Genomic DNA, 11,777 nt, shown 5'->3' on the forward strand with positions numbered 1-11,777 from the left:
CGAGGTGGCGGTGATGCCACCGTCCTGTCAGGACAGGAGGGCGGCGTCCGCCGGGGCGGCCGCGTCGCGACTGCCCACCGAGATGGTGGAGCCGTCGGCGGCGGAGGCGAGCAGCGCGGCCGCGACCTGCACGGTCCGCAGCCCCTGCCGAAGGGTGACGATGTCGCTGTCCTTGCCCTCGACCGCGTCCCGGAAGCGCTCGTGCTCCACCAGCAGCGGCTCGCGCTTCGGGATGGCGTAGCGGACCATGTCGCCCTCGGCGACGCCGCGGAACGCCCGCAGCGCCTCCCACTCGGTGTCGATGGCGGCGTTGGCGTAGAAGGTCAGGTCGGCGGTGAGGGTGTCTGCCACGAAGCAGCCCCGGTCACCGGTGATGACCGTCGACCGTTCCTTGAGCGGGCTCAGCCAGTTGACCAGGTGGTTGACCATCGTGCCGTCGGCGAGCTGACCGACCACGGCGACCATGTCCTCGTGCAGCCGGCCGCTGCGCGAGACCGTCCGGGCCGACACCGAGGTGTATTCCTGACCGGTGACCCAGCTGGTCAGATCGATGTCGTGGGTCGCGAGGTCCATGACCACGCCGACGTCGGCGATCCGGTGCGGGAACGGGCCCTGGCGGCGGGTGACGACCTGGAAGACCTCACCGAGTTCGCCGGCCTCCAGGCGGGTGCGCAGGTTCTGCAGGGCCGGGTTGTACCGCTCGATGTGGCCGACGCCAGCCACCAGGCCGGCGGACTCGAACGCCTCGACGAGACGGGTCGCTGCCTGCACCGACTGGGCGAGCGGCTTCTCGATCAGCGCGGATACGCCGTTGGCGGCCAGTTCCACGCCGATCTGCTCGTGCAGCGCGGTCGGGCAGGCCACCACGGCGTAGTCGATGCCGAGCGCGAGCAGGTCGCTCAGCTCGGGCACCACCGGTGCGCGCAGGGTGCCTGTGGTGTCACCGGCCGGGTCGACGATACCGACCAGCTCGACGCCGTCCAGGCCGGAGAGGACCCGGGCGTGGTTGCGCCCCATCGCGCCCAGGCCGATCAGGCCGGCGCGCAGCTTACGTCCCTGGGTGGCGCTCATCGGGCACCCCCGGCGAGGTTGGCGGCCTCGGCGATCCGGTCCAGATCGGCAGGCGACAGCGACGGGTGGATCGGCAGCGAGATGACCTCGGCGGCGGCCCGCTCGGTCTCCGGCAGCTCCCACGGACCGGGCTGGCCGTCCTCGTTGAGGTACGGCTTGAGCCGGTGGATCGGGGTCGGGTAGTAGACGGCGTTGCCGATGCCCAGCTCGGTGAGGCGCCGCTGGGCGGCGTCGCGGTTACCGCTCTGCACCCGCACGGTGTACTGGTGGTAGACGTGACGCGCGTTGTCGGCCACCGGCGGGGTGACCATCCCGGTGATCTTGGAGTCGAGGAACTTGGCGTTCGCCCGCCGCTGCTCGGTCCACTCGGGGAGCTGACGCAGCTGCACCCGGCCGATCGCCGCGGCCACGTCGGTCATCCGCATGTTGGCGCCGACGATCTCGTTGGCGTACCGCTGCTCCATGCCCTGGTTGCGCAGCAGCCGCAGGGTCCGGGCCAGCTCGGGGTCGGCGGTGGTGACCATGCCGCCCTCGAGCGAGTGCATGTTCTTGGTCGGGTAGAAGCTGAAGCATCCGGCGGTGCCGATGGCGCCGACCGGCCGTCCGTTCACCGCGGCGTCGTGGGCCTGGGCGGCGTCCTCGACGACGGCGAGGGAGTGCTGCTCGGCGATGGCCATGATCCGGTCCATCGCGGCCGGGTGCCCGTAGAGGTGCACCGGCATGATTGCCACGGTGCGCGGCGTGATCGCCGCGGCGACCGCCTCCGGGTCGATGCAGAAGCTGCCCGGCTCGATGTCCACGAAGACCGGCACGGCGCCGACCAGCCGAACGGCGTTCGCGCTGGCCGCGAAGGAGAACGAGGGCACGATGATCTCGTCGCCGGGGCCGAAGCCGAGCGCCATCAGGGTCAGCTGAAGAGCCGACGTCCCGGAGTTCACCGCGACGCAGTGCCGCCCGGCGACGAGCTCTCCGAACTCCTCCTCGAACGCCTTGACCTCCGGACCCTGCACGACCAGGCCACTGCGCAGCACGCGCACAGCCGCCTCGATCTCGGCCTCGCCGATTACCGGACGGGCGGGGGGGATGAATTCCGCGTTCAGCCCAGACATGGGCTTCCTCCTCGGGACAGGGGGTTCGTTCGGGACGCGATGCTAGCCGGTCCGGTTGACACCGAAGCGGGCGGTACCGACGGGGTCATGGATGAATCGGATCGACGCCCGGGGTCATGGGGGTTGGTTGGAAGCCCGGCTCTGACCGGACAGTCGGTTGGCATGCTACCTCCAGAGCAGTGGCGACCATGGTTGCCAGTCGTGGCAGATCGTCCGCGGACAACGGCGCGCGGGAGACGGCGAGTCGCCAGTACAGAGGCCCGACGATCAGGTCGACCGCCAGGTCGAGATCGGTGTCCGGACCCAACTGTCCGCGCTCGATGGCACGGCCGACCAGTTGGCCGGCGATGTCGCGCTGGTTCGTCCGCAGCACCTGTTCGAGCGTCTGCGCCATCTGTGGATTACGGGCGGCCTCGGCCAGCAGGTCAGGAATGATTTGTGCGGCCAGCGGGTGCCGCAGCGCCCTGGCCATGATCATGAAGAGGATCTCCAGGTCACCTCGGAGATCGCCGGTGTCCGGCAAGGGCAGGCGCTGCCCCGCCGCGGCGGAGACGATCTCGAGGACCAACTGCGGCTTGGAACTCCACCGCCGATAGATCGCCGTCTTGCTGACACCGGCCCGCCGGGCGACCGCCTCGATGGAGAGCCGTCCGTAACCGACCGCCGCGAGCTCCTGCATCAGCGCACGGCGGATGGCCGTGGTGATCTCACCACGGAGCACCGCCGCGCCCGCCGGGGCGCGCCTCTTCTCGGTCGTCACGTGGGACAATGTACCGCAGCGACGGTACGGTTGCGTCCCGACGTGTGGTCCACTACCTTCCACGCAACGACGAAGCGACGCGCCGCGTGCGGGCCGCGCTCTGCCGTCGAGCACCCACAACAAGATCGGAGCGCCTTCACATGTCCAACACGGCGGTGGCCGACGCCGATTCGGGACTCACCGGGGCGCAACTCGCCGCCCGGCACGGCCTGAGCGTCGCCGGAGCGAGACCCGGACTGGGCCTCTACACGCGGCAACTGTGGTCCTATCGGCACTTCATCACGGCGTACGCCAACGCCAAACTCGTGTCGGCGTTCAGTCAGGCGCGACTGGGCCAGTTGTGGCAGGTGCTGACCCCGCTGACAAACGCGGCGGTCTACTACTTCATCTTCGGCGTGATCCTCAGCACCAAGGCCTCGGTGCCGAACTTCATCGCCTACCTCTGCGTGGGGTTGTTCGTCTTCAACTTCACCCAGTCCGTGGCGCTCGGCGGCACCCAGGCGATCACCGGCAACCTCGGGCTCATCCGGGCGCTGCACTTCCCGCGGGCCAGCCTGCCGATCGCGGTCACCATCACCCAGTTCCAGAACCTGGTCACCGCGATGATCGTCCTGGTGGGGATCGTGCTGGTCACCGGCGAGCCGATCACGCTGGAGTGGCTGCTGGTGGTGCCGGCGATGCTGCTCCAGGCGATCTTCAACATCGGCGTGGCACTGTTCCTCGCCCGGCTCGGCTCGAAGCTGAGCGACATGAAGCAGATCATGCCGTTCGTCATGCGGACCTGGATGTACGGCTCCGGGGTGCTCTACAGCGTGAAGGTGTTCGAGCAGAACCTGCCGGCGGCGCTGGCCACCCTCGTGCAGTTCAACCCACTGCTGATCTACATCGAGCTGGTCCGGCACGCGCTGCTGGAGAACGCGCCGCTGACCTCGTCGGCGCCGCGGCTCTGGTTGCTGGCGGTCGCCTGGGCGGCCGTGGTCAGTATTAGCGGATATGTTTACTTCTGGCGCGGAGAACAGGAGTACGGTCGTGGCTGAGCAGCTCAACGTACCGGCGGACGCGGCCACCACGGCTGTCGGCGAGCGGATCCCCACGGTGATCGTGGACGACGCCCACCTCATCTACCGGGTCTACGGTGCCGGGTCGGGCAACGCCGGCTCCCCCGTCGCCGCGCTGCGGCGCATCATCTCCCGGCAGCCGCAACGGCCGACGCTGCGTGAGGTGCACGCGGTCAAGGGCGTCAGCTTCACCGCGTACCGGGGCGAGGCGGTCGGGCTGATCGGCAGCAACGGCTCCGGCAAGTCGACCCTGCTGCGCGCCATCGCCGGGCTGATGCCGGTCAACCGAGGCCGGATCTTCACCCAGGGCCAGCCGTCCCTGCTGGGGGTGAACGCTGCCCTGCTCGGCGACCTTTCCGGCGAGCGCAACGTCGCCCTCGGCTGTCTGGCGATGGGGATGAGCCCCGAGCAGGTCCGCAAGATGACCCCGCAGATCCTCTCCTTCTCCGGGATCAACGAGCGCGACGACTTCGCCTCCCTACCGATGCGGACGTACTCCTCGGGCATGCAGGCCCGGCTGCGCTTCTCGATCTCGGCGGCCAAGAAGCACGACGTGCTGCTGATCGACGAGGCGCTGGCGACCGGCGACACCCGGTTCCGGCGTCGCAGCGAGCAGCGGATCCGGGAGCTGCGCGCGGACGCCGGTACGGTGTTCCTCGTCAGCCACTCGATCAGCTCGATCCGGGACACCTGCGAGCGGTCGATCTGGCTGGAGTCGGGGCAGATCCGGATGGACGGCACCACCGACGAGGTGACCAAGGCCTACGAGGACTACATGTCCAGCAGGTGACGCATCCCGGGCTCCCGCCGCGACGGTGGTGGGAGCCCGGGACCGGCGTCGGCAGCTCGCAGCACCAGCGGATCAGTGAGGATCGGCAATGACCCACCAGCAGGCCCCCGTCCCGGACGCCGCGGCGGCAGCTCCGCCGGCGTCCTGGCTACCCGGCCGGACGGTGGCGGTGGTGCTGGCCGGCGGCACCGGCGAACGACTCGGGCTCGGCATCCCCAAGCAGCTTTTGAAGATCGCCGGCAAGCCGATCATCGAGCACACCCTCGCCGTCTTCGAGGCCGCCCCCGAGATCGACGAGATCATCGTGATGATGGCCGCCAGCCACCTCGCCGACGCCCAGCGGATCGTGGCGCAGGCCGGGTTCCGCAAGGTGAAGAAGGTGATCGAGGGCGGTGACACCCGCAACGCGACCACCCGGCTCGCCCTGGCCGCGATCGGTGACGGCGACGTCAACATCCTCTTCCACGACGCGGTACGCCCGCTGGTCAGCGCCCGGATCGTGCGGGAGTGCGTGAACGCCCTCTGGACGTACTCCGCGGTCGACGTGGCCATCCCGTCGGCGGACACGATCATCCAGGTCGACGAGAACGACTGCATCACTGACATTCCGGTCCGCTCCTCGCTGCGCCGCGGTCAGACCCCGCAGGCGTTCCGCTCCAGCACCATCCGCGAGGCGTACCGGATCGCCGAGGGCGACCCGAACTTCGCCGCCACCGACGACTGCGGCGTGGTGCTGCGCTACCTGCCCGGCACGCCGATCAAGGTGATCGACGGTTCGGACGAGAACATCAAGGTCACCCACCCGGTCGACGTGCACCTGGCGGACAAACTCTTCCAGCTCGCCGCGGCGCAGGCGCCCCGGCTGACCGACCACCGCAGCTACCGCGAGGAGCTGACCGGCCGCACCATCGTCGTGTTCGGCGGCAGCTACGGCATCGGCCACGAGCTGACCGAGCTGGCCCTTCGCTACGGCGCCCAGGTCTTCCCGTTCAGCCGTTCCACCACCGGCACCCACGTGGAGCGGGCCGGGGACGTCGAGACCGCGCTGAAGACCGCCTTCGAGGCCACCGGCCGGATCGACCACGTGGTGGTGACCGCCGGCATCCTGGAGAGGGGCGCCCTCGCCGAGATGGACGAGGAGACGATGGACCGGCTGCTCCAGGTCAACTTCGTCGGCCCGGTGACCATCGCCCGCCAGGCCCTTCCGTATCTCCAGCAGACCAAGGGCCAGCTGCTGCTCTACACGTCCAGCTCCTACACCCGGGGGCGGGCCCGCTACGCGCTCTACTCGGCCACCAAGGCCGCCCTGGTCAACCTCACCCAGGCGCTCGCCGACGAATGGGCCGACGTCGGCGTACGCGTCAACTGCATCAACCCGGAGCGGACCGCCACCCCGATGCGGACGCGGGCCTTCGGCGAGGAGCCGGAGCACACCCTGCTCGCCGCGGAGGCCGTCGCCCAGTCGTCGCTGGACGTGCTGATCTCGGAACTCACCGGGCAGGTCATCGACGTACGCCGGGCGCCGGGCGAAGCGGCGCGGACCGTGCCGGCCCAGACACCGCGGCTGGCCGACGAGATCAATGCCGCCTCGGCGACCGTCGGCTGACGGCCGAACACTGCTGACCGGGACGATGGTGAACGGAGCGACATGCGTGGTGACCTGGTCCGGAAACTGATCGCACGGTGCCTGAGCATCGGGCTGGCCGTGCTGGCCTTCCTGGTCGTGGCGCTGACCGGGGCGACCGGTTGGGGGCTGGCGCTGGCCGTGGCCGCCCTCGTCGCCACCGCCGCTGAGCGACGGATCCGCCAGGACGCGGACACCGCCGCCGAGACGACACTGATCGCCGCCGCCGTCCTGGTCGGCTACGCCCGACGGCTGGACGGCGGGTTCGACCCCGCGCTGGCCGCCGCCGCGCTGGTGCTGCTCGGGCTGGTGCTGCTGGTGGGCCCGCTGCGGGACGCCGGCAACCTGGAGATCCGGGCGGCCAACCTGCCGGTGCGGTCCTGGACGGCGCCGGTCGCCACGCACCTCGGCGACGCGCTGCTCGTGCTTCTCGCCGTGGTGGCGCTGGCCGCCGCGGCGACCATGCCGGCCCTGGTCGCCCTCGCGGCGGGCCTGCTGGTCGGCGCCGGCGCCGGCACGATCGCGCTGAGTCTCGCCCGGCGCCGGTTCCGGCCACCGGCCGGCGGCGGGGCGGTGGGCCGGGCGCTGCGCCGGCACCAGCCGGAGTTCCTGCTCTACTTCTCCGCGCCTCCCGGCTCGGAGTACCAGGTCACCATGTGGCTGCCGTACCTGAAGCGGATCGGCCGGCCGTTCATGGTCGTGCTGAGGGAACCCGAGTTCCTGGCCCCGATCGCCGCAGCCACCGATGCGCCAGTGGTCTACTGCCCCACCCTGAGGGCGATGGACGAGGTGCTGGTGCCGAGCCTGCGGGCGGCGTTCTACGTCAACCACGGTGCGAAGAACAGCCACTGCATCCGCTTCACCCAGCTCACCCACGTCCAGCTGCACCACGGCGACAGCGACAAGGCGCCGAGCGCCAACCCGGTGTCGGGAATCTTCGACCGGATCTTCGTGGCCGGCCCGGCGGCAATCGAGCGGTACGCCCGGGCCGGGGTGCAGATCCCGGCGGAGAAGTTCGTGATAGTGGGCCGCCCGCAGGTCGAGTCGATCACCGTACGCCCGGAGCCCCTGGCTGCCGACTCACCCCGCACGGTGCTCTACACCCCGACCTGGACGGGACATCACGCGGACGCGGACTACTGCTCGCTGCCGGTGGCCGAACCGATGCTGCGCAAGCTGCTCGACCGGGGCGTGACGGTCATCCTGCGCGCCCACCCGTACACCACGCAGAACCCGGCATCGGCGCGGCAGCTGGGTCGGCTGACCGAGCTGCTCGCGGCGGACCGGGCGCGGACCGGCCGGCCGCACGTCTGGGGCGCCGCCGCCCGCGGCCTGAGCCTGGTGGATAGCGTGAACCGCTCCGACGCGCTGATCTCCGACGTCTCCGGGGTGATCTCGGACTACCTCTACTCCGGCAAGCCCTTCGCGGTGACCGACATGGGCGGCGAGGGTGACCGGTTCACCGAGCGGTTCCCGCTGGCCGGCGCGGGCTACGTGCTGCACCGGGACATGACGAACCTGGACGATGTGCTGGGCCGGCTGCTCGGCACCGATCCGATGGCGCCGGGGCGCTGGGCGACCCGGCGGCGCTACCTCGGTGACTTCCCGGCCGAGTCGTACGCCGACGCGTTCCTGGACGCTGCCAGGCGCGAGCTGGAGCCGGACTGGAGCCCGCCGCCCCCCGGGCGGCCGGTCGAGCCGGACCTGGAGCGGGTCTCCCCCACCACCTGAGCCCCCGGCCACCGCGTCCGCTTCATCCAGCTCACCCACGCCGGTACGGGTCGAGCAGCGCCAGCACGGCCGCCGGGTCCTCGACGTGTGCGTTGTGGCCGAGACCGGGCAGCGTGGCGACCGGTACGCCGTACGCCTTGAGCTGCTCGTCGGTGACCATCGGGTCGTGTTCCCCGCGGGCCAGCACCACCGGCACGTCGGTCGCCGCCAGCAACGGGGCCAGGTCGGGCTCGCCGACGCCGAAGGCTGTCGGGTCCATGGCGAGGCGCCACCGGCCGTCGACCTGACGCAACCCGGCGTCCACCACCGGATGATCCGGCGGGACCAGGCCGACCAACCCGGAGACGCGCAGATAGCGGCGGGCCGCCTCGGTGCGGCTGGCGAACCAGCTCACCGGGCGTGCGGCGAGCTCAGCGGCGCGGGCCAGCTCAGCGGGTGACCAGAGCGCCTTGATGCCGAGCCCGACCACCGCGTCCACAGGTGTCCCGGCGGCGCGGGCGGCCAGCGCCAGGCCGACCACCCCGCCCAGCGAGTGCCCGAGCACGACGAGCCGGTCGTCGGCGGCGAGGCCGTGGGCGATTCGGCCGGCGAAACCAGCAAAGGAGTAGGACGGCAGCGGGGCCGACCAGCCGTGGCCGGCGAGATCCGGTGCGAGCCACCGCCCCGGCCAGTGCTGCTCCAGCAACGGCGCCCACGGCAGCCAGACGTCTCCGGTCGCCCCCATACCGTGCAGCAGCAGCAGGACCGGCAGGCGACCGGTGCGGCCACCCGATTCATCCACCACGGCCGCAGTCTGCCACGGTTCGCGGCCGGGTACGAGACTCGTCGATGGCGGCGCGTACCGGAATGAGGCCGCGGGCGCCGGCCCCTTGTGGGGGACGACGCCCGCGGCGGTCTACGTGCCTGGGTCAGGCGGAGTAGCCCCGGGTGGCAATCCAGTTGGCGAGGTCGATCGTGGTGATCCAGTAGGACGGGTCGGCCGGGTTCGCCGAGTCGGCGATCCGCACGGTCCGGCCGTTGTCCTTGTAGCCCACGACGGCGATGTAGTGCCCGCCGCCGTAGGAGTGCCAGCCGCCGTCGGTGTCGGTGGCGTCGCCGACGACGTTGGCCACCACGCCCCGGCCGTCGGTGATGGCCTTGACCACGTCGGCCTGGAGCCGGTCCATCTGGGCCGGGCTGGGCGCGCCGGCAAACATCCGGGTCTGGTACGGGGAGCCCTTCACCTCGGCGTTGAGTGCTCGGGTGGTGTCCTCGGCCGAGTTGGTGCCCATCTCGGTGGTGCCCAGCTCGGCACCGAGTTCCTCCTGGGTGCGGTCGATGCCGGTGGCGCTGAGCGCGTTGCGGGTGGCTGCGGGGCCGCAGTTGTAGTACGTGTTCTGCGCCTCGTAGTCGTAGTCGAGCACCTTGGTCGCGGGCGGCTTCGGTGACTGCCGCTTACGGGTCAGATCCGGGTTGGCGCTGGCCTTGGCGGCGGGCGACGCGGCGCTGGTGGCCGGGGCGGCGGTCGTCGGCGCGGCACTGGGGGACGCGTCGCGCGCGTCGCCGAGGGAAACGGCTGTGTCACTGCGCATCTCGGCGACAGTGGTAGCGGTGCGGTGGCTGGCCGGCGCGTCGTCGGCGCCGGTGAGCAGGGCGCCGGTGGCCGTGGCGATCACGAGGGCCGCGGCGGAGGTGGCGACGATCTGGTACGGGCGCTCGGTCGCCAGGCGACGGAGCTGACGCTGCATGGTGTGCTTCACGGGGTCCTCCACGGATCGGGGGAGAGCGGCACACCACGGGCCGGACCGGCATCCGGGCAGGCGCCAGCGCGCGGACAGTGGTCCGCGGATGGTGAACCGCTCAGGGGAACACCCGGCGGGGCCGGGCGGGAAAGGCGATGACCCGGGGGTCAGCTCACCGTCACTGGACGGATGAGCGGGGGCACCGCTGCGCCGTGGAGGCGTGGGAACAACCGAGGGGTGGAAAGGTGCTGCACGGGTTTGGAACTCCTTCCGACACCGCCTACCGGGTTAGCTGACGGATTCGGGCGGGAAGATCGCCCTACCGCAGGCCGTGGCTCGCGGATTCACCCCAGACTTACTGATGGGTCCCCGGTTCGTTAAGCACGATTGAGCGGGTCGGCGCGGCGTCGCCTGTTGCGATCGGTTACCGCACCGGACGGGACGACACTACTGGCCTGTTCGCGGCCTGCCAAGCCAGGTTCACCTGCGTAAACCCGATTCGGTGCGACAATTTCTGCGCGTACTGCCGATGATGTGACTCGATGGGACAACCGGTTACGGCGACGCCGACGGGCGACAACCGGACAGGCTGCCGATAATGCGGCCACAATCACGGGAAAGATCGAGCCGAACGCGTCGGACGCCCGATTTTCGAATGGCGTGACCGGGCTCACGTAACGGATCGGGCTCAACCCGCGCGAGCCGGGCGCCACCGTGCCACGAGGGCGGGACGGGACGCCCCACTCGCCGCGCGTCGGGCGGTTGCCGGGCTGGGCCGCAGCCGCGCCGTTGCCGCGTACGCCTCCTCGGCAAGGGTGCGCGCCGACTCGGCGGCCAGTTCCGCGTCCCGCCAGGCGGCCCGCTCCTCGGTGGCGGCGGCCCGGTAGTCGGCCAGTCGCGCGTCCCGGATCGCCCGGCTGAGCAGCACCTCCTGCTCGACCGGGTGCCGCCGGGAATCCCAGCCGCGCCGGTGGGCGAGCACGTCACCGAGCTGCGCCATGGTCAGATCGCCCCGCCAGTACGCCGCCATCGCCGCACGGTGCAGGTAGCGCTCCCGGGAGGCGTACTCGGCGGGCGTCCGGGGGGTGTGCGGGGTGGGCAGCGCACCAGAACCCGCGAAGCGGCGGGCGGCGGCGTCCGCCTCGTCGTACGCCACCCAGGCCCGCTCCACCCGTTCCTGAGCGGTCACCCAGGCATCGCGTCGCCGCCGTGCCGTCTTGGCGGCGCCGGTCGCGGCGACTGTCACCTCCTCGGCATACCGGTGCAGGTCGTCGGCTTCGGCCGCGGCCACCTCGCGGGCGGTCGGCGCGGCCGGGACCGGGTCGTCCGCGCGGCGGTCCCGCTCGGGACGGGCGACCAGCACGGCGAGTACGCCCAGCGCCAGCAGGAACAGGGTCGACCAGATGGCAGCGGCCTGCGGCACATCGGTCATGAACTGGTAGAAGGCGGCAGTCTCCATGGTCGGCTCCTCGCGGAGAGAGCAAAGCGATGGGAAGCCCCGCCGCGACCTGGCCACGGCGGGCCACGGATCGGCGGGGTGCGGAGGTGGATCGACAGGGCGCGACGACGGGACGCATGGCCCGGTGACTCAGCGCCGGGGCGGACCCCGGGGAGCCCAGCCGCGCGAAGCGTCGACGAGAGGCCGCCGGTCGGACCCGGCCGCGGACACCGGCAGCACGCCGGTCGCGATGGCGCACTGGCCACCGGGCGGTGCCGGTTGCGCGTCGACCGACCCGGCCGGGATGAACTCCTCGGCGGCACCCACACGGACCGCCGAGGCCGGGTGCACGGCAGCCTCAGGCACGGCGCTCAGCGGCGGCACGGCGCTCAGCGGCGGCACGGCGCTCAGCGGCGGCACGGCGCTCAGCGGCGGCACGGCGCTCAGCGGCGGCACGGCGCTCAGCGGCGGCACG

General features: G+C 71.5%; 10 protein-coding genes, 1 pseudogene and 1 riboswitch. Of the genes and pseudogenes, 4 read left to right on the forward strand and 7 right to left on the reverse strand.

Translation table 11 applies throughout. The features are described 5' to 3' along the window. Positions 1–27: 27 nt before the first annotated feature. The 3 genes from ACGFIE_RS20805 to ACGFIE_RS20815 all read right to left on the reverse strand — a co-directional run bounded on the left by ACGFIE_RS20805 (position 28) and on the right by ACGFIE_RS20815 (position 2,901). Complete coding sequence (locus ACGFIE_RS20805) at positions 28–1,071, reverse strand: Gfo/Idh/MocA family oxidoreductase (RefSeq protein ID WP_363688608.1); 1,044 nt, start codon at positions 1,069–1,071, stop codon at positions 28–30. Further along, positions 1,068–2,180, reverse strand: coding sequence for a DegT/DnrJ/EryC1/StrS family aminotransferase (locus tag ACGFIE_RS20810; protein WP_363688606.1), 1,113 nt, complete (start codon positions 2,178–2,180; stop codon positions 1,068–1,070). Before ACGFIE_RS20810 ends, ACGFIE_RS20805 begins: the two co-directional genes overlap by 4 nt. Positions 2,181–2,265: 85 nt before the next feature. Further along, complete coding sequence (locus ACGFIE_RS20815; protein ID WP_363688662.1) at positions 2,266–2,901, reverse strand: TetR/AcrR family transcriptional regulator; 636 nt, start codon at positions 2,899–2,901, stop codon at positions 2,266–2,268. Between the two features lie 179 nt (positions 2,902–3,080). On the opposite strand from ACGFIE_RS20815, the gene ACGFIE_RS20820 reads away from it, so the two are divergent. The 4 genes from ACGFIE_RS20820 (at position 3,081) to ACGFIE_RS20835 (ending at position 8,143) form a co-directional block, all read left to right on the forward strand. After that, positions 3,081–3,977, forward strand: a complete 897-nt coding sequence (locus tag ACGFIE_RS20820) for an ABC transporter permease (protein ID WP_363688604.1) — start codon at positions 3,081–3,083, stop codon at positions 3,975–3,977. Beyond that, positions 3,934–4,788 (forward strand): ABC transporter ATP-binding protein, encoded by an 855-nt coding sequence (locus tag ACGFIE_RS20825; RefSeq protein WP_393296832.1) that lies wholly within the window; start codon positions 3,934–3,936, stop codon positions 4,786–4,788. Before ACGFIE_RS20820 ends, ACGFIE_RS20825 begins: the two co-directional genes overlap by 44 nt. 88 nt (positions 4,789–4,876) lie before the next feature. Further along, positions 4,877–6,394 (forward strand): D-ribitol-5-phosphate cytidylyltransferase, encoded by a 1,518-nt coding sequence (locus ACGFIE_RS20830; RefSeq protein WP_393296834.1) that lies wholly within the window; start codon positions 4,877–4,879, stop codon positions 6,392–6,394. A 42-nt stretch (positions 6,395–6,436) separates the two neighbouring features. Then, entirely contained in the window at positions 6,437–8,143 is a 1,707-nt protein-coding gene (locus ACGFIE_RS20835) for a CDP-glycerol glycerophosphotransferase family protein (protein WP_393296836.1), read from the forward strand. A 31-nt stretch (positions 8,144–8,174) separates the two neighbouring features. On the opposite strand, the gene ACGFIE_RS20840 is transcribed toward ACGFIE_RS20835, so the two are convergent. From ACGFIE_RS20840 to ACGFIE_RS20855, 4 genes and pseudogenes are all read right to left on the reverse strand, one after another. Beyond that, positions 8,175–8,927, reverse strand: a complete 753-nt coding sequence (locus tag ACGFIE_RS20840; RefSeq protein ID WP_393296838.1) for an alpha/beta fold hydrolase — start codon at positions 8,925–8,927, stop codon at positions 8,175–8,177. A 124-nt stretch (positions 8,928–9,051) separates the two neighbouring features. Beyond that, positions 9,052–9,894 (reverse strand): C39 family peptidase, encoded by an 843-nt coding sequence (locus ACGFIE_RS20845; protein ID WP_393296840.1) that lies wholly within the window; start codon positions 9,892–9,894, stop codon positions 9,052–9,054. A gap of 232 nt (positions 9,895–10,126) precedes the next feature. Further along, a riboswitch (cyclic di-AMP (ydaO/yuaA leader) is annotated at positions 10,127–10,268 on the reverse strand. A gap of 284 nt (positions 10,269–10,552) precedes the next feature. Further along, positions 10,553–11,323 (reverse strand): hypothetical protein, encoded by a 771-nt coding sequence (locus ACGFIE_RS20850; RefSeq protein WP_393296842.1) that lies wholly within the window; start codon positions 11,321–11,323, stop codon positions 10,553–10,555. A gap of 129 nt (positions 11,324–11,452) precedes the next feature. Continuing rightward, a pseudogene (locus ACGFIE_RS20855) lies at positions 11,453–11,777 on the reverse strand (hypothetical protein); the annotation flags it as partial.

It is taken from the genome of Micromonospora sp. NPDC049275 (assembly GCF_043197115.1).
Taxonomy (GTDB): domain Bacteria; phylum Actinomycetota; class Actinomycetes; order Mycobacteriales; family Micromonosporaceae; genus Micromonospora.

Coding starts and splice junctions, on each gene's coding strand:
- ACGFIE_RS20805 (WP_363688608.1), bottom strand. CDS start 1,071: ATGAGCGCCACCCAGGGACGTAAGCTGCGCGCCGGCCTGATCGGCCTG.
- ACGFIE_RS20810 (WP_363688606.1), bottom strand. CDS start 2,180: ATGTCTGGGCTGAACGCGGAATTCATCCCCCCCGCCCGTCCGGTAATC.
- ACGFIE_RS20820 (WP_363688604.1), top strand. CDS start 3,081: ATGTCCAACACGGCGGTGGCCGACGCCGATTCGGGACTCACCGGGGCG.
- ACGFIE_RS20825 (WP_393296832.1), top strand. CDS start 3,934: ATGTTTACTTCTGGCGCGGAGAACAGGAGTACGGTCGTGGCTGAGCAG.
- ACGFIE_RS20830 (WP_393296834.1), top strand. CDS start 4,877: ATGACCCACCAGCAGGCCCCCGTCCCGGACGCCGCGGCGGCAGCTCCG.
- ACGFIE_RS20835 (WP_393296836.1), top strand. CDS start 6,437: ATGCGTGGTGACCTGGTCCGGAAACTGATCGCACGGTGCCTGAGCATC.
- ACGFIE_RS20850 (WP_393296842.1), bottom strand. CDS start 11,323: ATGGAGACTGCCGCCTTCTACCAGTTCATGACCGATGTGCCGCAGGCC.